General features: G+C 68.8%; 19 protein-coding genes. 9 read left to right on the top strand and 10 right to left on the bottom strand.

The features are described 5' to 3' along the window. Window positions 1-11 precede the first annotated feature (11 nt). A complete protein-coding gene (locus ACYVOK_RS19675; protein ID WP_460663926.1) occupies window positions 12-2909 on the top strand; it encodes an FAD-binding and (Fe-S)-binding domain-containing protein in 2898 nt (965 codons plus the stop codon). 64 nt (window positions 2910-2973) lie between these two features. Next, the gene (locus ACYVOK_RS19670) at window positions 2974-3450 is read left to right on the top strand and encodes a VOC family protein (RefSeq protein ID WP_460663925.1); all 477 of its coding nucleotides are present in this window, start codon (window positions 2974-2976) and stop codon (window positions 3448-3450) included. On the opposite strand, the gene ACYVOK_RS19665 is transcribed toward ACYVOK_RS19670, so the two are convergent. From ACYVOK_RS19665 to ACYVOK_RS19655, 3 genes are all read right to left on the bottom strand, one after another. Then, window positions 3395-4642: a M20 family metallopeptidase gene (locus ACYVOK_RS19665; RefSeq protein WP_460663924.1), complete on the bottom strand. Its 1248-nt coding sequence runs from the start codon at window positions 4640-4642 to the stop codon at window positions 3395-3397. The genes ACYVOK_RS19670 and ACYVOK_RS19665 overlap by 56 nt on opposite strands. Before the next feature lie 32 nt (window positions 4643-4674). After that, the gene (locus ACYVOK_RS19660) at window positions 4675-5613 is read right to left on the bottom strand and encodes an NAD-dependent epimerase/dehydratase family protein (RefSeq protein ID WP_460663923.1); all 939 of its coding nucleotides are present in this window, start codon (window positions 5611-5613) and stop codon (window positions 4675-4677) included. 72 nt (window positions 5614-5685) lie between these two features. Continuing rightward, window positions 5686-7086: a serine hydrolase domain-containing protein gene (locus ACYVOK_RS19655; protein ID WP_460663922.1), complete on the bottom strand. Its 1401-nt coding sequence runs from the start codon at window positions 7084-7086 to the stop codon at window positions 5686-5688. 36 nt (window positions 7087-7122) lie between these two features. On the opposite strand from ACYVOK_RS19655, the gene ACYVOK_RS19650 reads away from it, so the two are divergent. Next, a complete protein-coding gene (locus ACYVOK_RS19650) occupies window positions 7123-8022 on the top strand; it encodes a diacylglycerol/lipid kinase family protein (protein ID WP_460663921.1) in 900 nt (299 codons plus the stop codon). On the opposite strand, the gene sigJ is transcribed toward ACYVOK_RS19650, so the two are convergent. Then, window positions 7996-8865 carry an RNA polymerase sigma factor SigJ gene (gene sigJ, locus ACYVOK_RS19645; RefSeq protein WP_460663920.1) on the bottom strand — a complete coding sequence of 290 codons (870 nt, stop codon included), beginning with the start codon at window positions 8863-8865 and terminating at the stop codon, window positions 7996-7998. The genes ACYVOK_RS19650 and sigJ overlap by 27 nt on opposite strands. Window positions 8866-8940: 75 nt before the next feature. Here sigJ and ACYVOK_RS19640 point away from each other — a divergent pair, with 75 nt between their 5' ends. Then, window positions 8941-9309: a DoxX family protein gene (locus ACYVOK_RS19640; protein ID WP_460663919.1), complete on the top strand. Its 369-nt coding sequence runs from the start codon at window positions 8941-8943 to the stop codon at window positions 9307-9309. Here ACYVOK_RS19640 and pulA read toward each other — a convergent pair. The 6 genes from pulA to ACYVOK_RS19610 all read right to left on the bottom strand — a co-directional run bounded on the left by pulA (window position 9306) and on the right by ACYVOK_RS19610 (window position 18710). Continuing rightward, window positions 9306-14990: a pullulanase-type alpha-1,6-glucosidase gene (gene pulA / locus ACYVOK_RS19635; protein WP_460663918.1), complete on the bottom strand. Its 5685-nt coding sequence runs from the start codon at window positions 14988-14990 to the stop codon at window positions 9306-9308. The genes ACYVOK_RS19640 and pulA overlap by 4 nt on opposite strands. Window positions 14991-15087: 97 nt before the next feature. Then, a complete protein-coding gene (locus tag ACYVOK_RS19630; protein WP_460663917.1) occupies window positions 15088-16323 on the bottom strand; it encodes an ATP-binding protein in 1236 nt (411 codons plus the stop codon). A 115-nt stretch (window positions 16324-16438) separates the two neighbouring features. Next, the gene (locus ACYVOK_RS19625; RefSeq protein ID WP_460663916.1) at window positions 16439-17155 is read right to left on the bottom strand and encodes an SIR2 family NAD-dependent protein deacylase; all 717 of its coding nucleotides are present in this window, start codon (window positions 17153-17155) and stop codon (window positions 16439-16441) included. Beyond that, the gene (locus ACYVOK_RS19620; RefSeq protein WP_460663915.1) at window positions 17152-17289 is read right to left on the bottom strand and encodes a hypothetical protein; all 138 of its coding nucleotides are present in this window, start codon (window positions 17287-17289) and stop codon (window positions 17152-17154) included. The genes ACYVOK_RS19625 and ACYVOK_RS19620 overlap by 4 nt, the downstream gene beginning before the upstream one ends. Before the next feature lie 96 nt (window positions 17290-17385). Further along, on the bottom strand, window positions 17386-17598 hold the full coding sequence (locus tag ACYVOK_RS19615; RefSeq protein WP_460663914.1) for a sulfurtransferase TusA family protein: 213 nt from the start codon (window positions 17596-17598) through the stop codon (window positions 17386-17388). Next, window positions 17595-18710: a cysteine desulfurase family protein gene (locus ACYVOK_RS19610; protein WP_460663913.1), complete on the bottom strand. Its 1116-nt coding sequence runs from the start codon at window positions 18708-18710 to the stop codon at window positions 17595-17597. The genes ACYVOK_RS19615 and ACYVOK_RS19610 overlap by 4 nt, the downstream gene beginning before the upstream one ends. Window positions 18711-18803: 93 nt before the next feature. Between ACYVOK_RS19610 and ctaC the strand changes: the two genes are divergently transcribed. The 5 genes from ctaC (at window position 18804) to ACYVOK_RS19585 (ending at window position 23981) form a co-directional block, all read left to right on the top strand. Then, window positions 18804-19697, top strand: coding sequence for an aa3-type cytochrome oxidase subunit II (ctaC, locus tag ACYVOK_RS19605; protein ID WP_460663912.1), 894 nt, complete (start codon window positions 18804-18806; stop codon window positions 19695-19697). Beyond that, complete coding sequence (gene ctaD, locus ACYVOK_RS19600; RefSeq protein WP_460663911.1) at window positions 19694-21466, top strand: aa3-type cytochrome oxidase subunit I; 1773 nt, start codon at window positions 19694-19696, stop codon at window positions 21464-21466. Before ctaC ends, ctaD begins: the two co-directional genes overlap by 4 nt. Beyond that, window positions 21463-21858, top strand: coding sequence for a cytochrome c oxidase subunit 4 (locus ACYVOK_RS19595; RefSeq protein WP_460663910.1), 396 nt, complete (start codon window positions 21463-21465; stop codon window positions 21856-21858). Before ctaD ends, ACYVOK_RS19595 begins: the two co-directional genes overlap by 4 nt. A 197-nt stretch (window positions 21859-22055) precedes the next feature. Beyond that, complete coding sequence (locus tag ACYVOK_RS19590; protein ID WP_460663909.1) at window positions 22056-23291, top strand: L,D-transpeptidase; 1236 nt, start codon at window positions 22056-22058, stop codon at window positions 23289-23291. 345 nt (window positions 23292-23636) lie between these two features. Further along, on the top strand, window positions 23637-23981 hold the full coding sequence (locus ACYVOK_RS19585; RefSeq protein WP_460663908.1) for a MarR family transcriptional regulator: 345 nt from the start codon (window positions 23637-23639) through the stop codon (window positions 23979-23981). Window positions 23982-24000 lie beyond the last annotated feature (19 nt).

Genomic DNA, 24000 nt, shown 5'->3' with positions numbered 1-24000 from the left:
GATCTGACACTGTGTCAGGGTCAAGCCACACGGCACCGGCCCGCGGAGGAGTCGAGTACGACGTTCCGCGGCTGGCGCGCGTGCTCCGGCAGGAACTGCGCGGTGTGGTGGCGGACGATCGGCGGACGCGCGCGTTGTACGCCATGGACGGCTCGAACTACCGGGCCGTGCCGGAGCTGGTCGTCGTACCGGCCGATGTCGAGGACCTGGCGGCGGCGGTCACGCTGACCGCGGCGGCCGGGGCGCCGGTGGTGATGCGCGGCGGCGGTACGTCGATGGCCGGCAACGCGATCGGGGGCGTGGTGATCGACGCGTCCCGGCACGTGAACCGGATCCTGGCGATCGACCAGGAGGCGCGGACGGCGGTCGTGGAGCCGGGCGTCGTGCTGACCGACCTGCTCGCGGCGGCCAAGCCGTACGGGCTCGCGTTCGGCGCCGATCCCTCCTCGGGCAGTCGGGCGACACTCGGCGGCATGATCGCCAACAACGCGTGCGGCGCGCACTCGGTCGCCTGGGGAACGACCGCGGACAACCTTCGGTCCCTGGACGTGATCCTTGCCGGCGGCACCAGGATGACCGTCGAGGCGAGCGGTGACCGAGCCGCGAGCGCGGCGCGATCCGGCCGGGAAGGTGAGCTGCACCGGGCGCTGCAGGCGTTCGTGGACACCAACGCGTTGGTGATCCGGCGCAGGTTCGGGCGGTTCAGCCGACAGATCTCGGGCTACGCGCTGCAGCGGTTGCTGCCGGAGCACGGCTACAACGTGGCCGGCCTGCTGGCCGGCAGCGAGGGCGGACTGGCCGCGACCTTGCGGGCCACTGTCGACCTCAACCCGTTGCCCAAGGCAAAGGTCTTGTGCGTCCTCGGGTTCGGCGACTCGATCAGCTCGGCGGACTGCGTACCGATCGTGCTGCGCCACGGTCCGTTGACCATGGAGTCGATCAACAACGACCTGGTCGAGCGACTCCCGGCCGAGGTGCGGGAGGCCGCCGTACGGGCCGGTCTTCCTGCGGGCGAGGCATGGTTGCTGGTGGAGCTGGGCGCCGAGGACGAGGTGATGGCCGCCCGGGCGGCGCGGGCCATGCTCGACGAGCTGCGTGACTCGGGTTCGCCCGCGACCGCGTCACTGGTGACGGATCCGCAAGCTCAGGCGGTGCTCTGGCGATGCCGCACCGATGCCGCCGGGCTGGCCACTCGGCGGACCGACGGTGCCGAGGCCTGGGGTGGTTGGGAGGACGCGGCGGTCCCGCCGGAGCGGCTCGGCGCCTACCTCCGCGGTCTGGACGAGATTCTGAGCCGTCACGGCCTGTCCGGGGCGTCGTACGGGCACTTCGGCGAAGGCTGCATGCACATGCGGATCGACTTCGACCTGCTCAGTCCGCGCGGCATCGCGACGTACCGCGATTTCGTCGAGCAGGCGACGGACCTTGTCGTCGAGCTCGGCGGGTCGGTGTCGGGCGAGCACGGGGACGGGCGGGCTCGCGGCGAGCTGCTCAGCCGGATGTACGGCGCGGACGGGGTCAGGCTGTTCGCGGAGCTCAAGGAGATCTGGGATCCGGGGCGGGTGATGAATCCCGGCATGATCGTCGATCCGCCGCCGCTCGACCTGGCGATCCGGCACGACGGGCCGGCGAAGGATCGTCGACTGCCGACGATCTTCGCCTACCCGGACGACGGGCACGACTTCGCGCAGGCGCAGCGTCGGTGTGTCGGGATCGGCAAGTGCCGGCAGACCTCGGGTGGGGTGATGTGCCCGAGTTACCAGGTGACACGCGAGGAACTGCACTCGACCCGCGGGCGGGCGCATCTGCTGTGGGAGATGCTGCAAGGCGAGGTGATCACGGACGGCTGGCGGTCGACCGAGGTCCGTGAGGGGCTCGATCTCTGCCTGTCCTGCAAGGGGTGTCTGACCGACTGCCCGGTCAACGTCGACATGGCGACGTACAAGGCCGAATTCACCCACCACCACTACGCCCGCCGCCCGTGGGCGCGGCCGATGTCGCACTGGTCGATGGGCTGGCTCCCGCTGTGGGCCCGGCTCGCGGCACCCGCGCCGGCGCTGGCGAACCGGTTCGCCCGGCTGCGCCTGACCAAGCGGCTCGGCGGAATCGCACCGGAACGCGAGATCCCGCGCTTCGCCCGGCAGACCTTCACCTCCTGGTTCGCTGCCCGGGAAGGATCGTCGGTACGCGGTCGCCAGGTCGTACTGTGGGCGGACACCGTCACGGATCATCTGGCGCCGGAGATCGGGCGAGCAGCCGTCGACGTGCTGGAGGCGGCCGGGTTCGAGGTGGTGCTGCCGGACAAACCGGTCTGCTGCGGGTTGACCTGGATCTCGACGGGCCAGTTGACGCGAGCGCGACGGGTTCTCGACCGTTCGCTGGGCGTCCTCGCGCCGCATCTGGCCGCAGGTAGGCCGATCGTCGGTCTCGAACCCAGTTGTACGGCGACCCTCCGGCACGACGCACCCGGTCTGCTGTCGGGCAACCCGCTCGCCGCCGAGGCCGCTGCCGGGACCCGGACCTTCGCCGAGTTCCTGGTCGACTCCGGCTGGCAGCCACCGCAGGTCGGGGGAGCGGCGTTCGTCCAGACCCACTGCCACCAGCACGCCGTACTGGGATTCGACGCGGACCGCCGGCTGATGTCCGCGGCCGGTATCGACGCGACCATCCCCGACTCCGGCTGCTGCGGCCTGGCCGGCAACTTCGGCTTCGAACGTGACCACTACGCCGTCTCGAAGGCGATCGGCGAGCGCGTCCTGCTCCCCGCCGTACGGGCGCTGCCCGCGACGACCGCCGTACTGGCCGACGGCTTCAGCTGCCGCACCCAGATCGCCCACGGCACTCCGCGCCGAGCAATCCACCTCGCCGAACTTCTCGCTCAGGCCCTCAGATCGCAGACGGTTCAGTAGCGGACAGAAGCTGGCCGGTTCTCCTTCTAGCGTTGCTCGTGAGCGAGAGCGAAGGAGAACTGAGATGCCGATTCCCGAGGGATACACGACCGTGACGCCCTGGATCATCGGGCCGGACACGGACGGGCTGATGGACTGGCTGACGCGGGCGTTCGGAGCCGAGGAGATCGATCGGGTGGTGGGTCCGGACGGGCGGATCGGACACGCCGAGATGCGGATCGGGAACGCGATCGTGATGATGTTCGACGCCAGGCCGGAGTGGCCTCCGACGCCCGCCTTCCTCCGGCTGTACGTCGACGACGCGGACGCCGTGCACGCCCAGGCGGTGGCGGCCGGCGGGACGTCGGTGACCGAGGTGACCCACCTCTTCTTCGGTGACAAGGTGGGGCGGGTCCGAGACCCGTTCGGCAACCTCTACTGGATCCAGACCCGGATCGAGGAACTGTCCGAGCAGGAGATGACGGACCGCCTGTCGGATCCCGAGTTCATCCGCCGGATGGAGTACGTCCAGGGCGCCGACTTCTTCCCCGGCCGGGACTGACCGCGCCGTCGCCGAGCAGGCGCAGGGCGGCGAGGGCGTAGGCGCGCGACGCCGTGACGAGTTCGGCGATGGGGACGGATTCGTCGGCCCGATGGGCCTGGGTGGTGACGGAGCCGGGGCCGAGGACGACGACGGGTAGGCCGAGATCCCGCGCGACGTACCCGCCGTCGCAGGCCGCGGTCCACCCGGCGAGCGGAAGTTCGGGTCCGCCGGCATCGACCCGGGCCGCCTCGACCACGCGCACGAGGTCCGCATCGGCCGGCGTCTCGAACGCGGGCATCTCCATCGGCATGTCGAGTTCGGCCGACAACCCCCGGTCTTCCAGGCGCAACGCCGCGACGCGGACCCGCAGGTCGTCGAGTACGGCGGCCGGCGACTCGCCGGGCAGGAGACGCCGATCGGCGACGATCACGCAGTCGGCCGGCACGATCGAACCGCCGGTGCCGCCGTTGATCTGGCCGACGCTCCACGTCGCGGGACCGAGCAGGGGATGGGGAACGGCGGCCAGTTCCGCGTGCAGCCGCTCGATCTCGCCGATCACCGCTGCCGCGCCGTAGATGGCGTTGGCGCCGTCGTCCGGGTTGCCCGCATGGCAGGCCCGCCCGTGGATCGCGACCCGGAGGTACGAATCGCCCCGGGCCGCGATGATGGTCTGCAGATCTGTCGGCTCGGCCGTGATGCAGCCGAGGAAGGCGGTGCCATCGGTCCGGCGCACCTCGTCGACGTACGCACGGATCCCCTTGCCGGTCTCCTCCTCGTCCACCACCGCGGCGAGTTCGACGGGTCCGCTCAGTCCGGCGCCGCGCAGAGCGGCCAGCGCGACGAGCGCGGCCGCGAGTCCGCCCTTCATGTCCGACGCGCCGCGGCCGTAGATGCGCCCGTCCTTCACGAGCCCGCCGAACGGATCGGTCGTCCACCCGTCCCCGACCGGTACGACGTCCGTGTGCCCGAGAACCAGCAGGCCCGGACCGTTGCCCCCGGCAAGCGTGATGCGGACGTTGTCCCGGCCGGGCGCGACCGGCGACGTCACCGCCTCCAACCCGAGTTCGCGTGCCGCCGCCGTGAGTACCGCGACCGTCGCGGCCTCCTCTCCCGGCGGATTCTGCCCGGCTGCCCGCAGCAACTCGCAGGTGACCCGTACCAGCAGTTCTTCGTCGATCCGGTCGAGGACATCGCGTGCGGCAGGGGTCATGGAACCCAAGCCTAGGCCGGGAAGACCGGCCGTCAGAGGCCCTTGCGGAAGCCTTCGCGCCAGGATGCGTAGCTGGGTTGCCAGTCGAAGGTGGCTTTGGCGAGGGAGTTGTCGACGCCCCGCATGGTGGTGAAGGCGGCCACGCCTGCGTCGCCGACGACCAGGCGGGCCAGCCAGGTCGGGATGTGGCGGGGCGGTTTGGCGCCGAGGATGCGGGCGAACTCGGGGAGCCAGACCGCCGCCGGCGCCGGGTCGTCGTCCGCGATCTGGTAGATGCCGGTGGCATCGCTCTCGATCGCTTTCACGGTGGCGTCGGCCGCGTCGTCGTAGTGGATCCACGACCACACACCGGCGCCGTCGCCGATCAGGGGAAGCTTGCGCTGCTGGATCAGCCGCACCATCGATCCGCCCTTGCCGACGTCACCGGTCGGGCCGTAGAAGCCGGCGTACCGCAGCGCGACGCCTTCGATCCCGTCGGCGTTGGTGACGACCGACTCGGCGTGCTTGATCGCGGCCATCGTCTGCCGTTGCGCCGGCACCGGGTCGGGGTCGAGCGGGTCCGCTTCGGTCTTCGTCGCGGACCCGCCCTTCTGCACGTTCCAGCCGGCGTACGACTGGACGACGAACCGTCGTACGCCGGCAGCCTGGGAAGCGGCGAGCAGGTTGTCCGTGCCTTCGGTGCGGAGCCGGTTCGTCAGCGCGAAGCTCTGGTCGAACCGCTTGAAGTCGATCCCGCCCCTGAGCGCGGTCATCTGGTGTACGACCACCTCCGGCCGAACCGAGTCCACCACGGCCTTCACCGCGACGGCGTCCAAGCCGTCGGCGAGTGCGACGTCAGCACCCTGCGCCCGTACTGCGGCCGCACTCGATGGGGACCGGACCATCCCGGTCACCTCATGCCCGGCCGCGATCAGCTTCGGTACCAGCGACCGGCCCAGTCCACCGGTCGCCCCTGCCACCAACACCTTCATGGCGATTCCTCCGTCGTCCATCGATACAACCCGGAGGACACGCGCCGGCTCGACGGCGTGACGTGACGCCGGTCACTCCGACCGGAGCGTGAAGGAGGTGGGGCCGAAGGAGACGTTCAGGGTGAGGGCGATGGTCATGTGGTTGTCGTGGGTGCGGCAGGAGGCGGTGGCGACGAATGGGGTTTCTACCCATCTGAAGGTGGCGACGAAGGCGTCGCCGTCGGCGTATGCGCTGGTGAGGATGCGTTGGCCGGGCTCCGTGACGGCGTCCCGTAGTACGCCGGGGATGCGGTGCTCGCGCCAGTCCCCGGCGGCGCAGACGATGTCGTGCGGCTCGTTCGATCCCTTCTCGACCTCGGTGAAGGTGAACGTGCCGGTGCCGTCGGCGTCCAACCGGACCGCGATCAGCCCGGCCTCGTTCGCCGGGAAGCGGTAGGTCCGGCCGTCGCCGCCCGTGGGCGCCGGACCCGGCGGCGGCAGCAGTTCCAGGCGGTCGGGCCGGGGGACCGGGGTGACGTCCTTGCCCTCGAGGGCGGGGAGGAGGTGGTCCCAGACCGTGTCCAGGACGGCCTGCATGTTCTGGGTCGCGCTGGTGACGATCAGGGCGGCGTCGTACTCGGGGAAGATCAGGCAGAACTGGCCGAACGCACCGTCACCGCGATATGTGTTGTGCCGGCCGCGCCAGAACTGGAAGCCGTATCCCTGCTGCCAGTCCGGGTTCTCCTGGTTGTCGTTGGGGACCTGCTTCGACGTCGCGGCCTCGATCCACTCGGCCGGGACCAACTGCTTGCCCTCCCACACCCCGCGCTGCAGCAACAGTTGCCCGAAGCGTGCCAGCGACTCGGTGTTGATGCTGAGCCCCCAGCCGCCCACCGTGATGCCCTCGGCCGACACCTGCCAGGTCGCCTCGGTGATGCCGAGCGGCTCGAACAGCCGCGGCCGCAGGTAGTCGAGCAGTCGCTGACCGGTCAGCCGCTGCAGGATCGCGGACAGCATGTACGTCGCGCCGCTGTTGTAGACGAAGACCGTGCCAGGCTCGTGCTCGACGTCGAGACCGAGGAACACCTTCACCATCCGCCGGTCGCGGCTGAGCGCCTCGACGGTGTCCTTGCCGTGGCCGGTGGTCATGGTGAGCAGGTGCCGCACGGTCATCGCGGCCAGGTTGTCGCTGATCGTCTCCGGCAGCTCGTCGGCGGTGAAGAACGACACCACCGTGTCGTCGAGCGACAGCAGCCCGTCCTCGATCGCCAGGCCGACGGCCGTCGAGGTGAAGCTCTTCGACACCGAGAACAGCAGGTGGGGGTCGGTCAGCCGGTACGGCGACCAGGCCTCCTCGAGGACGACGTGACCGTGCCGCAGCAGCATCACGGTCTGGATCTCCTGGTCGGACGTGTCCAGCGCGGCGACGAACGCGTCGAGCGCGGCACCGGATAGCCCTTGGGATTCTGGGGTACTCCGTGGAAGGCTGCTCACCCCGAGCACGCTATCTTCCCGAACGGACAAAATCAGGTGAGTTCCGTCCCTCGAGCCGCTGTCATCCTCAATCCGGTGAAGGTGCCGGACGCGGACGAGTTCCGCCGTACCGTCGACGCGGCGCTGAAAGACCGCGGGTTCGACGACTCGCTCTGGCTGGAGACCACCGTGGACGACGCCGGGTCCACGATGGCGAAACGGGCGATCGAGGAGACGGCCGACCTGGTCGTGGTGGCCGGCGGCGACGGCACCGTGCGGGTGGTCTGCGCCGAGCTGGCCCGGAGCGGGATCCCGGTGGCCGTGCTGCCGGCCGGGACCGGCAACCTGCTGGCCCGCAACCTCGGCATCTCGCTGGACCTCGAACTCGCGCTGACCGAGGTGCTCGACGGCGGCGACCAGCGGATCGACAGTGTCGAGATCGAGGGCGACGAGCTGCCGATCGACCGGTTCGTGGTGATGGCGGGTCTCGGGCTCGACGCCGCGATCATCGCCGACGCCCCCGACGAGCTGAAGAAGCGGGTCGGCTGGGCCGCGTACGTCGTGGCCACGCTGAAGAATCTCAACCACCCGTTCGTCCGGGTCGAGATCATCGTCGACGACAAGCCGCCGGTACGCCGCCGGGCGCGAACGGTCGTGATCGGCAACGTCGGGACCTTGCAGGCCAACATCCCGTTGCTGCCGGACGCCGTACCGGACGACGGGCAGATCGACGCGGTCGTCCTCGCGCCCCGCAGGGTCAGCCAGTGGCCCCGGCTCGCCCTCAGCCTCCTCGTCAAGCCGCTGCGTGAACGGCACGTCGAACGCTTCACCGGCCAACGGATCCAGGTGACGGCGGCGAAGACGGTTCAACGGCAGCTCGACGGCGACACGATCGCGGACGGTCGCACCCTCAGCGCGTCGGTCGACCCGTCAGCCCTGATCGTCCGGGTGCCGTGACTGCTGCAGGTGGCCGAGCTTGTCCGGATTGACGACACCGTGGATCGACGTGATCAGCCCGTCGGTCACCACGAACGACCAGATCGCGTAGGTCCGGTCCTCGGCGTCGCGGACCCGCATCCCGGGCTGACCGCCGACGTGCACGCGGCTGACCGTGAAGCCCAGGCCGGCGATCTTGTCGAAGGCGACGCGCACCAGCTTGCCGACCGGCTCGGCGCCGTGGACCGGCCGCGGGAACGCCAGCGCCTTGCCGCCGCCGTCGCCGGTGAACGTGACGTCCGGGGCGAGCAACTCCACCAGGTCGTCGAACTCACCCTCCTCGGCCGCCGCGACGAACCGCCGGACCAGCTCGTCCCGTTCCTCCCGGGACGGGTCGAACCGCGGCCGGTCCTCGGACAGGTGACGACGCGCCCGTACGGCGAGTTGGCGGCAGGCGGCCGGGTTCTTGCCGATGATCGCGGCGACCTCGTCGTAGGTGTAACCGAAGATGTCGCAGAGCAGGAACACTGCCCGCTGGTCCGGTGACAGACGTTCCAGTACGACGAGGAACGCGGTCGAGAGCGAGTCCGACAAGGCGGCCCGGTCGGCGAGGTCGACGTACTCGTCGACGGCCGGCTCGGGGAGCCAGGGGCCGATGTACGTCTCCCGCTGCCGGCGCGCGGAGCGGAGCTGGTCGATCGCCAGCCGCGTCGTCACCGTGGTGAGGAACGCCTTCGGCGAGTCGACGTGCTCCTCCCGGTGCAGGCGCAGGTAGGCCTCCTGCACGATGTCCTCCGCGTCACCGAAGCTGCCGAGCATCCGGTACGCGATCGACAACAGCAGCGGCCTGAACTCCTCCATCATGTCCTTCTCAGACGATCGACGGCGTGTTCCTGTGACAGTGTCACAGCCGGGGGGCGTCGATCGTCTGCAATCCACATGAACACCATCACCTGGATCCTGACCGGCGCACTGGCCGTCATCTTCACCCTGTCCGGGATCGCGAAGTCGACGATGTCGCGCGATCGGCTGATCGCGAGCGGGCAGACCGGCATCGCACCGTTCCCGATGCCGGTCGTCCGGATCGTCGCCCTCTGTGAGCTCCTGGCCGTCGTCGGACTGATCGCGCCGTGGCTGACCGACACGGCGCGTTACCTGACTCCACTGGCCGCGGTCGGCCTCGGCATCGTGATGATCGGCGCCGCCGTCTCCCACTCCTCCCTCCGTGAACCGAAGGGGACGGCGGCCGCCGTCACGTTCCTGGTCCTCTGCGCGTTCGTCGCGGCGAGCCGCTTCGCCGACCTCTAGCTCTGGACGAGTACGGCGACCGTCCGCGCCGGCACCGATACGGTGCCGGTCGCGGCGGTCCAGGTTGTCTGCTTCACGATCGGGTCGGACCCGTTGGTCTGGACGGGCGACAGCGACAGACTGGCGCCGGCCAGGCCTGGGACCTGCTGGGTGACCGCCGAGCCGGTGGAGTTGAAGACGACCAGGGCACCCTCGAGAGCCGGGTCGACGTCCGGACCGACCGTGTCGTCGATGCGCATCGTGATGACGCCGGGCGTCGTCCCGCTCAGCGGGAAGCTGAGCTTGGCGTTGATCAGATCGGCCGAGCCCAGGCGGAACAAAGGCGTGGAGAACCGGAGCTTCAGCAGGTCCTGGGCCGCGGCTGACGCGGTGGCCACGTCCGCCGCGGTCGGCTTCAGCGCCGGGTTGCCCAGCAGCGGCTCCATGAACGGCCACTTGGCCTCGTTGTCCGGCTTGGGTGGTAGGCCGTGGCCGAAGCCGTTGTCCGCGCCGGTCCAGTCGAGGGTGTTGAACCAGTCGCCGGAGTCGTACGAGTTCCGGTCCAGCGACTTGCTCCGCAGCAGATCCGCACCGGCGTGCCAGAACGACGGGGTCTGTGCCAGCGCCGTCGTCGCCAGCGACACCGTGTTCATCCGGACCCGGTCGGACATGGTCAGTGCCGTCGGCAACTTGTACGTCAGCGCGTCCCACAACGTCTCGTTGTCGTGGGCGTCGACGTACGTGACCACTTCGTCCGGCTGGTCGGCGTACCCGGCCGGGTTGCCGTTGTAGTCGACCGCGTCACCGCGGACGACCGCCCCGGTCTCGGCGGACCGGAACGAGAAGCTCCGCAGGTTGGCCGCGAGTCCGAGCTGGACGAGGTCGGTGTCGTGGGCCAGGCGCTTCGCGCGGTCGGCGGGGGAGCCGTTGACCGGGTCGCCGTTCGGGTCGCTCGCCGCGCCGGAGCCGAAGCCCTGGATCCGCGGGTTCTCGTCGAACGGGCCGCCACCGCGGACGCCGTCTCGGAGCCGGTCCGAGAACGTGCCGATCCCGGTGCCGCTGAGGTTGCCCTGCCGGGCCTGGACGAACAGCTTGTCGTCCGCGACCTCGCCGAAGTTCCAGCCCTCGCCGTACACGTAGACGCTCTTGCCGTCGACGCCGTCCTTGGCCAGGGTCAGCTCGTCCAGCGCGGCCCGGACCTTGAGCATGTTCGCCCTGCTGTGGTGCCCCATCAGGTCGAAGCGGAAGCCGTCCACCCGGTAGTTGCGAGCCCAGCTGACCGTGCCGTCGACCATGATCTTCTCGGCCATCGCGTGCTCGGTCGCGATGTTGCTGCAGCAGGTCGACGTCTCCACTTTGCCGGTCGCGTTCAGCCGCTGGTAGTAGCCGGGCACGACCTTGTCCAGCACAGACGTCGGTGCCTGGCCGGCCGATGGTGTGTGGTTGAAGACCTGGTCGAGTACGACGCGCAGCCCGGACTTGTGCAGTCCGCCGACCATGGTTCGGAACTCGGCGACCCGGGCCAGTCCGTCGCGCTGGGTCGCGTACGAGCCCTCCGGCGCGAGCCAGTGGAACGGGTCGTAACCCCAGTTGAAGCCGTCCTTCGCCGCGACCGCGGTGACGCACGCCTGCTGTTGCTCGGAATCCGGCGGGAAGGATTTGAGGTCGCAGGCCGGTGACTGCTGACCTGTCTCGGGAATCGAGGCGATGTCGAAGGTCGGCAACAGGTGGATCGTGTTGAGGCCGGCAGCCGCGAGTTTCCGGAGGTGCTTGGTGCCGTTGCCCTCGTCCGCGAAGGCGAGGTAGGTGCCGCGGTGGGCGGCCGGCACCGAGGTGTCGTTGATCGAGAAGTCGCGGACGTGCAGTTCGTAGATCGTCGAGTCGACCGCCCGGGCCAGCTTCGGCGACGGTGTGTTCGACCAGAGCGCCGGTTTCCCGGCGGGATCGTTCAGGTCGACCGCGACCGAGTGCTTGGAATCGGTGGTGAGCGCCACCGAGTACGGGTCGGTGACGACGTTCGTCTCGACCTTGCCGGTCGAGGGCGCGAAGACGGTGACCTGATAGCGGTACGGCGCGTTCTTCCACGACCGTGGACCGTTCACCGACCAGGAGCCGTCGTCGTTGCGGCGCAGGGGGACGGTCTGCGATCCGACCAGCAGATCGACCTTTTGTGCGGTCGGCGCCCACAACGTGAACCGGGGTGCTCCGCCCTGCCAGGTCACGCCGTACGAGCGGTTCGTCGCCGAGGCGCCGTACAGGTCGTCGAGGACTCCGGGGATCTGTACGCCGGTCGCGTCGAGCAGCCGGCCCGCGTCGTCGTACTGCGCCAGTCCGAGCTGTCCGGTGAGGATCTTCCGGACGTCGGCCTTACCGAGCCTGAGTGCTGTGTAGCCCTTCAGAGCCGGGAACTTGGCCAGCACGGACGCCGGTATCCCGGCCGGGTCGTAGCGGAGGCCGGACGACGTACCGCCGATGTCATCCGCGTCCACCTTGAGCGAACCGTCGTACGACCAGTGCAGCCGCCAGCGGAACCTCTCGGGGTGTGCGACCGCCGGCACCGCGAGCAGATCCTTGGTGAGCCAGTAGGCCTTGGACTGACTCAGGTCCGGCTGCGCGCCCGGAGTGGACGTGGTGACTGTCAACACGTGGGTCGCGAGGTTGTACGAGAAGGTGACGACCAGTCCGTCGGCCGGCACGGTGATCGGAACGTTGTTGGCCGGGTAGCTCTCGTCCCAGGACAGGTTGTGCGCGACCTTGGCCTCATAGCTTCCCGCTCCGATCTCGCTCGTCGACCACGTGTACGTGCCGTCGCCGTCCTGGTCCGTCAGCCAGGGGCGCATGCAGGCGGGATCCCAGTCTGCCGGGCAACCCAGCTCCGACTGGAACGTGCCCGGCACCGTGATGATCGGTCCCTCGACACTGGATGTGACGTAGTGGCGCCCGTGTTCGTAGTAGAAGCTGACCGGACCGCTGGGCGCCGTGTAGGAGATGTTGGCGCCGTTCTGGTTGCCGCCGGCACCGTAGTTCTCGTCCCACGTCTTGTTGATCGCGGCCTTGTAGGCGTGCTCACCGGGCGGGATCGTGTAGGTGCCCTTCCAGACCTTGTCCTTCGGGTCCAGCGTGAGCTGCGCCTGGTCACAGTCCGGCGACCAGTCGGCCGGGCAGCCCATTTCGGTGTTGTGGTCCCCGGGCACACTCACGTTGGCCGGCTGGACGACCGGCCCGGTCCCGCCGCCACCGCCACCCGGCTTGGGTGCGTCGCCGACGACACCGTACGATCCGGACACCGAGTAGTTGCCGGACACATCCTTCAGTACGGCGCGGTACTCGAGCAGGGTGCCCTTCGGCAGCCCCGAGACGTCCTGGAAGACCCGGTACGGCGCGTTGTCGTCAGAGCCGAGTCGCTGCCAGGCCGTCGTACCCACCGGGCGGTAGCCGAAGGTGACCGTGGCCGGAGCGTTCTCCGGCACCTCGGCACCGATCTCGGCACGTCCACCGACCGTCGCGCCGAGCTCCGGTGAGCTCATGTGGACGGCGGGCGCCTTGGTCCGGTGCGGAACCTTGCCGGTTGCCTGGTACACGGTCACCGACAGCGGCGCCTGGTTGATCACGACCCTGCCTTCGCGGTCGGTCTTGACCGCCTTCGAGCCGCCGTAGACCGGCTTCAGCCAGGTGTTCGGTCCGTACGTCGGGATGGTGGCCGACCTGGCCGTGGTGGCGTTGTTGGCAACCACCACGTACTCGACGTTGTCGTTGCCGACCCGGCTGAACGCGTACAGCCCGCCGGAGTTCGACGAGTACCGGTGGATCTGGCGGCCGTCGGCGAGCGCCGGGTGCGTCGCCCGGAGCTTCTGCAGCGCCGCGATGTGCTTGTACATCGGTGCGTCGACGTCGTACCGGTCCTGGCTGCCGATGGTCGTCGTACCGGTGCCGTCGACGATCTCGTCGTCCTTGTAGTCCGTGGTCTGCGTCGCGAACATGTCCTGCCGCGCGTCCTTGTCACCACCGGCGCCGGTGAAGCCCTGCTCGTCGCCGTAGTACACGACCGGCTGGCCGCGGGTGAGGAACATCAGCGAGTGCGCGAGCTTGTCCCGCGCCAGCAACTCCTGGCCCGACGCACCCGCCTGCTTGAGGAAGGTGCCGACGCGGCCCATGTCGTGGTTGCCGAGGAACGTCGGCAGTTGGTACGCGTTCGAGTCGGCGTCGGTGTAGTAGTCGTCTCCTGCGTAGAAGTCCCGCAGTTTGGTGCCCGGGTCGCCCTTGGCGAACGCGACCGCGTTCTGCTGGAAGCCGAAGTCCAGCGTCGCCTGCAGCGCACCCTGGGTGGTGTACGTCGACATGAACCTCGGGTCGGCGTCGAACACCTCGCCGAACATGAAGAAGTCCTTCGACCCCGCCTCGCGGGCCGCATCCAGCACCGCCGGCGAGAACTTCTGCCAGAACTCCATGTTGACGTGCTTGACCGTGTCGATCCGGAACCCGTCGATACCGAACTCGGCCCAGGTCTTGTAGACGTCGATCATCCCGTCGCGGACCTTGGGCTGCTCGGTGAACAGGTCGTCCAGGCCGACGAAGTCGCCGTACTCCGCCGATTCGCCGGCGAAGGTGGAATCGCCGCGGTTGTGGTAGAGCGTCGGGTCGTTCAGCCAGGCCGGCACCTTCACGGTCTCGTCGGCCGGGGTCCGGAACACCGGGACGTTCGGGAACGACACGTTCCTGTCCAGCGGCGGGAACGTGTCACCGGCCGCATAGGCCTTGTCGTCGAAGACGTTGCCGGACGCATCCTTGTACGGCGCGGTGGACTTCGGGATGTAGCCGTAGTTGCCGGACTGGTAGGCGATCACGTCCGCGGTGTGGTTGGTGATGATGTCGAAGAAGACCTTCATCCCCTTGGCGTGGGCCAGGCTGATCAGCCGCTTCATGTCCGCGTTCGTGCCGAGGTGCGGGTCGATCTGGGTGAAGTCGGTGATCCAGTAGCCGTGGTACCCGGCGCTGACGTCGTTGCCCGCGCCCTGGACCGGGCGGTTCTTGAACGACGGGGTGAGCCAGATCGACGTCGTACCCAAGGACTTGATGTAGTCGAGTTTCTGGATCACACCGGCCAGGTCGCCGCCGTGGTAGAAGCCCTTGTCGGCCGGGTCGAAGCCGGTCGTGAGCCGGTCCCCGGTCAGCCCGCCGGCGTCGTTCGACGGGTCACCGTTGGCGAACCGGTCCGCCATCACGAAGTAGAACCGCTCCTTGGTCAGGTCCTGACGCAGGCTCGGCGTGGACAGCGCCTTGTCCGCCGGCGTCACGGCCGTCCCCGCCAGGTCGACCGGCTTCACGGTGACGACGTGGCTGGTGTCGTCGTACCGGAACTCGAGCTTGGCCGGTCCCTCGATCCGCAGTGGGATGTTCGGCCCGTTCAGCACGCCGCCGGCACCGTAGTTCTCGTCCCAGCTGCCGTTGACCGTGACCTTGTACTCGTACGAACCGGCCGGAACGTCGAACACCTTCGCGTACGGCGCCGCCGCGCCCAGACTCGTCGCCGCACAGCCGGGATCCCAGTCGCCCGCACACCCCAGCTCGCTCTGCAGCGAACCGGCCAGCGTGATCACCCGTTCCGCAGCCACCTGTGCCGGCGCCGGTGCCGCCGTACCTAGCCCCAGCACGACCACCGCCGCCGCGGTGACCCCCGCCGTCCATCGCCTCAACCCGCGCATCACGGTCCCCTCCCAGCCGCCTGAACCTGCCCGGGGACGGTAACCCGCGACCTCCCCCTGAGGGAGACCTCAAATGTCACGGTCAGGTCACGAGCGTTCAGGAGTCCCAGAGCACGGAGACCGGCAGTGCGGCGAGATTCGGTGCGAACCGGGTCGCTTCCGGCGCGGTGTGGAGCACGATTCCGAAGTGGAACCGGTCGCCGAGCCGGTCGGCCAGGAACCGCAGTCCCCGCAGATCGTCGGCTGCCGGAGAGCTCGTCGCCTTCACCTCGATGCCGACCACCCGCCCGTCGGGATGCTCCAGCACGAGGTCGACCTCCGCGCCGTCCCGATCACGAAAGTGCCACAACGACGGCCTGCCCTCCGACCAGGTCAGCTGCTTCCTGAGCTCGTTGGCGACGAAGGTCTCCATCAACTGACCGAGTGGCCCGCCGACCCGAGCAGCGGTCGACCGGCTCGCGCCGATGAGGTACGCCGCCAGCCCGGTGTCGGTCACCACGAGTTTCGGCCGCCGGATCACCTTGCGGCTGAGGTTGGTCGACCAGGCCGGGATACGGTCCACCAGGAACGCCTCGGTGAGCAGAGCGAGATAGCCGTCCACGGTGCGGATAGGGAGCCCGAACTCGTTGGCGAGTGCGCTCACGTTGAGTTCGTTTCCGGTTCGGGCAGCGCAGAGCCGCAGCAGTCGCGGGATCTCCGCCAGCCGCTCGATCGAGGAGAGATTCCGGATGACCGACTGGGTGATCGTCTCCAGGTAGCTGTCGAACCAGGACGGCCGCCGCGCGGGTAGCCGGCGGACAACCTCGGGATAGCCGCCGGTCACGATTCGCTCGACGATCTGCGCGCGATCCATCGACTTGTTGCGGATCAGCTCGGCCGGGTCGTCGAAGACGAGGTCCACGAAGTGCTCGGTGACGCCTGCGAGCTCACCTTGGGAGAACGGCCACAGCTCGATGGTCTCCACGCGGCCGACGAGCGAGGCGGCCATGTTAGGCGCAGAGAGCAGGCGTGACGATCCGGTCAGCAGGAAGCGGCCGGGCCGGCGGTCTCGATCCACCTCGGCTTTGATCGCACGAAAGAGGTTCGGCTCCAGCTGCGCCTCGTCGATGACGAAGGTGTCCGTCGGCCGCTGAACGAAACTCCGCGGATCCTGCCGCGCGGCCAGCCGGTTGGCCTCGTCGTCGAGAGTCACGAAGTCGACGGTGCCCAGGTAGTCCAGGTTCCGGGTCAGCGTGGTCTTGCCGACCTGGCGTGGCCCGTTCAGCACCACCACCGGAGTGTCGTGCATCGCGGTGCTGACGATTCCCGCGGCGGTTCGGGGCAGAAGATCCATGGACGAATTGTACTGCCGATTTGTCGGAGATCTCGCTGCCGATCTGTCGAGATTGGGACTGCGGATTCGTCGAGAATGTCGCCGCGGATTCGTCGGAAACTCGGCGTTGACGGACTTAGGAGACCAGAGTCGGCAGCGTCGTCTCGATGGGGGTGCGGAGGATGGTTGTGGCCTCGTCGTCGTACGGCGTGGGCTCGGCGTTGAGGATGACCAGCGGCTTGCCGGCCGCCAGGGCGATGTCGCAGAGGCCGGCGGCCGGGTAGACCTGCAAGGACGTGCCGACGGCGAGGAACAGGTCGGCGGCCTGAGTGGCGGCGACGGCCGCGTCGAGGACTCGCTGGTCGAGCGACTGGCCGAACGAGACGGTGGCGGACTTGAGGATGCCGCCGCAGACCTCACAGGCCGGGTCCTCGTCGCCGGCCTCCAGGCGGGGGAGTACGTCGGCCATCGGGACCCGGCGTCCGCACGAGAGGCAGTCGACGTACCAGACCGTGCCGTGCAACTCGTGCACGAGTTCGGGAGAGGAACCGGCCTTCTGGTGCAGGCCGTCGACGTTCTGGGTGATCAGTCCGGTCAGCCGTCCCTGGCGCTCCAGGTCGACCAGGGCGAAATGGCCGGGGTTCGGCTCGGCAGTCCACGCCGGTGCGGCCAGGCGCAGCTTCCAGGCCTCGACCCGGACCGCGCGGGAGGCGACGTACTCGTCGATGTCGAACATCGCCTGCGCGGCCGGGTTCTTCGTCCACAGCCCCTGCGGACCGCGGAAGTCGGGGATCCCGGACGCGGTCGAGATCCCGGCTCCGGTCAGTACGGCGATGTGCTCAGCGTCGATCACGGGATCGAACGTAGCGCCTTCCACTCCGGCGCCAGCACCGACATCACGATCTCGTCGACCCACTCCCCGTCCCAGCACAGCGCGTCGCGGAGGCGGCCCTCGACGACGACGGTCCTGCCGGTGGCCTTGTCCACGATGGCCAGGTCGAGCCGGTCGGTCTGCTCCTTGCGGGTTCGGTACCACTCCCTGGCCTTGTCCTCGCCGATCTCGCCGGTTCCGAAGCCAGTGAATTAGCCGGCCCGGCGGACGACGTATCGCTCGTCGCCGGCTGAGACGAGTTCCTGGGAACGCATCCGGCACCAGGCCGGGATGTCGGTCGCTGCCGCGGGGTCGTCGGCCAGCACGGTGACGGTGTCGCCGACGGCGACGGTCGGTAGCGTCTTGGCCAGTTTGATGACGGGGAGTGGGCAGAGCAGGCCGCGGCAGTCCAGCTCCACGTTCACATCCCCACCTCCGCGCGGATCCGTTCGACGATTCCCGGCAGCACGGTCGCGAAGCGGTCGATATCGTCGTACGTCGTGCTCCGGCCGAGGGAGACGCGGACGTTGCCGTGGGTGAGGACGCCCATCGCGGCCAGCACATGCGACGGGCGCAGGGTGCTCGACGTACAGGCCGAACCGCTGGAGACCGAGAAGCCCTCGGCGTCGAGTGCGGTGACGAGGGCCTCGCCGTCGACGTACAGACAGGAGAAGGTCAGGATGTGCGGGAGGCGGTCGTCCGGATCGCCGACCACTTCCACATCAGGAATGCCGGCGGCGACGCGGTGCCTGAGTTCGTCGATCCACGCCCGGTGCTGCTTGTCGAGCTCCTCGGCCTCGGCTTGCCGGGCCTGAAGGGCGGCTGCGGCGGCGAGGATGTTCGGGACGTCCGGGAACCCGGGGGAGAGGCCGTCCTCCCGCTCGTCCATCGGCCAGGCCGGGGCGATCCGCGTCCCTTTACGTACGGCGAGCAGCCCGACCCCGGCCGGTCCACCCCACTTGTGCGCGCTCGCCGCCAGCGCCGACCACCCAGTCGGTACGGCGTCGTGTCCGATCGAAGCGGCCGCGTCGACGAACAGCGGTACGTCGCCACAGGCCTCGACCGCGGCCTCGATCGGCTGCCGGGTCCCGACCTCGTGATTGGCCGACTGCAAGGCCGCCACCGCCACACCCGGCTTCCGCACCTCCGCGGTGAACGCGTCCAGGTCGACCCGGCCGAGCGTGTCCACGCCCACCTCGACCCCATTGGGCCCGGCCGTGTGCAGTACGGCGGAATGTTCGACCGCGCTGTGGACGATCGCCGTACCGACGCGGCTGCGGGCGGCCGTGATCGCGGTCAGCCCGGCGTGAACGGCCGCCGTACCGGACGTGGTCAGGAAGAGCTCGTCGGGCCGCACACCGACGGCGTCCGCGAGCACCGCGCGGGCGTTGTCCAGCAGCAGCCGGGCGGTCCGTCCCTCGTGGTGCAACCGGACCGGATCCGCCCAGCCGGAATCGACCGCCGAGAGCAACATCTCCCGCGCCGCCGGATGCAGCACCTCGGCCGACGCCGCGTCCAGATACGCACGCTCGCTCACAGGGAAACGCTAAGCCCTACCTATGCGCAGGACCGCGGAAGGTGTCCAGTAGGGTTTGGTCGTCAGTCTCACTTGGGAAGGGAAAGGCGCCCCGTGGGTTCGAACGGCACGCCCGGAGTGGACGAGCGCGCGGCAGGTCCTGCCGGCGCCACACGTCCGGCGAAGCGACGCCTGCTGGTCGGTGCGGCAGTGGTGCTCGGCACCCTGCTGCTGACCGGCTGTTCGTCGGCGACCACTGAGCAGTGGAAGCGACTCGGTCTCCCCGAGGGCGCATCGGACCGGACCGAGGCCGTCCGCAGCCTCTGGATCGGCGCCTGGATCGCCGCCCTCATCGTCGGTGTGATGGTCTGGGCCCTGATCCTGTACGTCGTGGTGCGGTACCGCAAGCGCAGCGAGGACGCCCCGAAGCAGGTCCGCTACAACCTGCCGCTCGAGGTGCTGTACACGCTGGCGCCGTTCGCCATCATCGGCGTGCTCTTCTTCTACACCGTCGAGCACGGCAACCAGATCACCGCGATGTCGAACAACCCGCAGCACACCATCAACGTGGTGGGCCAGCAGTGGCAGTGGACCTTCAACTACAAGGACACCGTCGACGGCCAGGAAGGCGTCTGGGAGACCGGCACGCTGGACAAGCCGGCCGAGCTGTGGCTGCCGGTGAACGAGTCGGTGCACTTCGAGCTGACCTCGCCGGACGTCATCCACTCGTTCTGGGTGCCGTCGTTCTACTTCAAGCTCGACGTCATCCCGGGCCGGACCAACAAGTTCGAGCTGACCCCGACCAAGACCGGCACGTTCGCCGGCAAGTGCGCGGAGCTCTGCGGGCTCTACCACAGCCGGATGGTGTTCAGCGTCAAGGTGGTCACCCGCGCGGAGTACGACGCGCACCTGCGTGAGCTGGCCGCCCGCGGCCAGACCGGCGCGGCGACCGGTGGCCAGGACGCCACCACCATTCCCGGCCATGGAGAGCAGGAGGGCGAGAAGTGACGGACGTCGCCGAGCGCACCGGTGTCATCGGTGCGACCACTGCGCTGCCCCGGCGCCGGTCCAAGGGCCAGCTCGCGGTCAAGTGGCTCACCACCACCGACCACAAGCTGATCGGTCACATGTACCTGATCACCTCGTTCGTGTTCTTCCTGATCGGCGGCGTGATGGCTCTCGTCATCCGCGCCGAGCTGGCCAAGCCGGGCCTGCAGATCGTGAACGAAGAGGTCTACAACCAGCTCTTCACGATGCACGGCACGATCATGCTGCTGCTGTTCGCGACCCCGCTGTTCGTCGGCTTCGCCAACGTGATCATGCCCGTCCAGATCGGCGCCCCCGACGTCGCCTTCCCGCGGCTGAACATGTTCAGCTTCTGGCTGTTCCTCTTCGGCGGCCTGATCACGATCAGCGGGTTCTTCACCCCCGGCGGTGCGGCCGACTTCGGCTGGTTCGCCTACGCCCCGCTGTCCAACGCGGTCCGCTCGCCGGGTGTCGGCGGTGACCTGTGGATCATGGGTCTGTGGATGGCCGGTCTGGGCACCATCCTGGGTGCGGTCAACTTCATCACCACGATCATCACCATGCGCGCGCCCGGTATGACGATGTTCCGGATGCCGATCTTCACCTGGAACATCCTGGTCACCTCGATCCTGGTGCTGATCGCATTCCCGATCCTGGCCGGCGCGCTGCTGATGCTGGAGGCGGATCGAGTCCTGGGGGCTCACGTCTTCGACGCCGCGAACGGCGGGCCACTGTTGTGGCAGCACCTCTTCTGGTTCTTCGGCCATCCCGAGGTCTACATCATCGCGCTGCCGTTCTTCGGCATCATCACCGAGATCCTGCCGGTGTTCAGCCGCAAGCCGGTCTTCGGTTACATCGGCCTGGTCTGCGCGACGCTGGGCATCGCGGTGCTGTCGGTGGCGGTGTGGGCCCACCACATGTTCGTCACCGGTGCGGTGAACCTGCCGTTCTTCTCCTTCATGACGTTCCTCATCGCGGTCCCGACGGGGGTGAAGTTCTTCAACTGGATCGGGACGATGTGGGGCGGCTCGGTCTCGTTCGACAGCCCGATGCTGTGGTCGGTGGGCTTCCTGACCACCTTCCTCTTCGGCGGTCTCACCGGCATCATCCTGGCCTCGCCGGCGCTGGACTACCAACTGTCCGACTCGTACTTCGTGGTGGCGCACTTCCACTACGTGGTGTTCGGGACCGTGGTGTTCGCGATGTTCGCCGGGTTCTACTTCTGGTGGCCGAAGATGACCGGCCGGATGCTCGACGAGAAGCTCGCCAAGCTGCACTTCTGGCTGCTGTTCATCGGCTTCCACACCACGTTCCTGGTGCAGCACTGGCTCGGTGTCGAGGGCATGCCGCGGCGCTACGCGTCGTACGGCGCGAACGAGGGCTTCACCACGCTGAACGAGGTGTCCAGTGTCGGGGCCTTCGTCCTCGGCCTGTCGATGCTGCCGTTCTTCTACAACCTCTACAAGTCGCGCAAGACGCCGCCGGTCGGCCTGGACGACCCGTGGGGCTGGGGCCGCTCGCTGGAGTGGGCGACCAGTTCCCCGCCGCCGCGGCACAACTTCGAGCGGCTGCCGCGGATCCGGTCGGAGAGCCCGGCGTTCGACCTGCACCACGCCGACCTCGCGCTGGCGGAGTACCCGGACAACCGGGCGCCGAAGGACAACCTGCTGGACGCCGGTGAGGACGAGGGCCGGGTCGAGCACCTGCGGGAGAACGCCGGTACCGACACCGAAGGGAAGGACAAGGCGTGAAGGTCGAAGCCTGGGTCTTCGGGATCCTGAGCGTGTTCGTGCTGGTCGTCACGCCGATCTACTGGCTGATGTCGGAGGACCCGACCGGCACCACCGCGCTGGTGATGACGTTCTTCCTCGCGCTGCTGGTGGCGTTCTACCTGAGCATCACCGCGCGCCGGATGGACGCCCGCCCGGAGGACCGCAAGGAAGCCGAGATCGTCGAGGGAGCCGGTGAACTCGGCTTCTTCCCGCCGCACTCGTGGTGGCCGCTGTGGTGCGCGCTGACCCTGTCGGTGGTTGTGCTCGGTGTGGTCTTCGGCTGGTGGCTGTTCATCGCCGGCTGCGGGATCGGCATCGTGACGCTGTCCGGGTTCATCTTCGAGTACTACCGCGGTGATCACGCTCACTAGCTGACCGTCGTACGAGCGCCGTCCGGAAGCCAACCGGACGGCGCTTTTGCGCGTCTTACGGGTTGCCGCCGGAGAACCGGGCATTGTGGTCCGGACCACTCCGGCGGCGGACTGCTGCCGGGATCTGTCGGTTCGGCGGGTTAGTCTGGCGGAGTTTGGTTTGAACAGGGGAGAGCTGGGGAATGGTGAGTGGTTCGGTGAGGAAGCGCGGCCTTGCCGTGGTGGGGATCTGCGTGATGCTGCTGGCCGGCGCCGCGTGCAGCGACACCGAGGCGGGGGGTTCCCCGTCGTCGCCTGACGCGACGCAGAGCAGCAGCGGTACGCCGGGTGCCTCGACCACCCCCGATGCCTCCACCACCCCGACGCAGGACCCGGGCAAGGCCAGCGTCTCGGTCGTCCCGGCCAAGGGCGCCACCGGAGTCAAGCCGGACACGGCGGTGACCGTGAAGACCTCGGTCGGCACGTTGAAGGACGTCACACTCGAGGACGACGACGGCGACAAGGTGGCCGGCAGCTTCAACGCGGACAAGAACGAGTGGACCGCCCTGCCGCAGCTCGAGCCGGGTGCGACGTACACCGTGACCGGCTCCGCGGAGGGCACCGACGGCGCCACCGTGCCGATCAGCTCGACGTTCAGGACGCTCAAGGCGGCGAAGAACTTGAAGGCCTCTGTCGCGCCGCTGAACGGTGAGACCGTCGGCGTCGCGATGCCGATCCAGATCTACTGGAACAACCCGGTCAAGGATCGCGCCGCGGTGGAGAAGCGGCTCAAGGTGACCACCTCGGTCCCGGTCGACGGCAGCTGGCACTGGATGAACAGCAAGCAGGTCAACTACCGGCCGAAGAACTACTGGCCGGCCGGCACCAAGGTGACGGTGAACATCGACACCCAGGGCGTCAACGCCGGCAACAGCGTGTGGGGTTCGGCCAGCCGGAAGATCTCGTTCAGCATCGGCAAGTCCGTGGTCACCAAGGTCGACGTCAAGCGGCACACGATGTCGGTCGTCATCAACGGCAAGCTGGCCCGGACCATCCCGATCACCGCCGGCAAGGACGGCTTTACCACCCGCAGCGGGGTGAAGGTGATCATGGAGAAGTTCCCGACCAAGCGGATGGACGCGCGCACCGTCGGCATCAAGCCGGGCGACCCGGAGTACTACGACATCCGCGACGTGAAGTGGGCCCAGCGGGTCACGACGTCCGGTGAGTTCATCCACGGCGCGCCATGGTCCAGCGGCAGCCAAGGCAGTGAGAACGTCAGCCACGGCTGCGTCGGCATGAGCCTCGCCAACGGCGCCTGGTACTTCCAGCAGACCCTCCGCGGCGACCCGGTCATCGTCACCGGCACCGCCCGCACCATGGAGCCCGGCAACGGCTGGACCGACTGGAACATGACCTGGGCCACCTACAAAGCCGGCTCAGCCCTGTCCTGACATCAGCTCTCCACGACCCCCTCCGCGCCACCTGGGCGGAGGGGGTCGTGCGTCACGAACCCAGGTAGGCCTCCACCAGTTCGTCCGCATGGAGGGCTGGGAGGGAGTGGTGCGTGGCGGTGTCGAGGCGTCGGACGGTTGCGCCGGCGGCGGTTGCTCGGTCGGCGAGGGTGGTGGGGTTGTGCGCCTTCGAGCGGTTGGCTACGACGACCAGGAGGTCGGGCGGACTTGGCGGGTGGTCGGCTCGAGGGTGGCCAGGGCGGCTAGGTGTGCCCAGGCTGGCTCGTGAATCGGCTGCGGGAGGTTGCGTTGCGGCTGGAGTTGGCGGTGGGGGAGTTCGCGCGTATGACGGGACTGCACGGGACCGACGTACGCGCGCTGATCCGGCTCCTCGACGCTGAACGCGCCGGCGTGGAGGCGACGCCCACCTGGCTCGCGCAGCAGCTTGGGATCACCTCTCAGGCGACGACCGCGGTCATCCGCCGCCTGGAGGCCGCCGGCCATGTCGAACGCCTCAGAAGCCGCTCGGACGGCCGGAGCTCCCGGCTTCAGGTCTCCGACGCGGCCGTGGACCTCGGCTGGCAGTTCTTCGGCCCCCTGCTCGAGCGCCTGATCGCCGTCGAGCTCCGGCCGACCGAGCGAGCCGTCGTGGACAGGTACCTGCGAGAGGTCGCCGAAGCGATCCGGTAACGCAAGAAGCCCCGGCAAT

The sequence above is a fragment of the Kribbella swartbergensis genome (genome assembly GCF_054784135.1).
The sequence above is the reverse complement of the archived record's forward strand: the minus strand, read 5'-3'. Positions and strand labels throughout refer to the sequence as shown.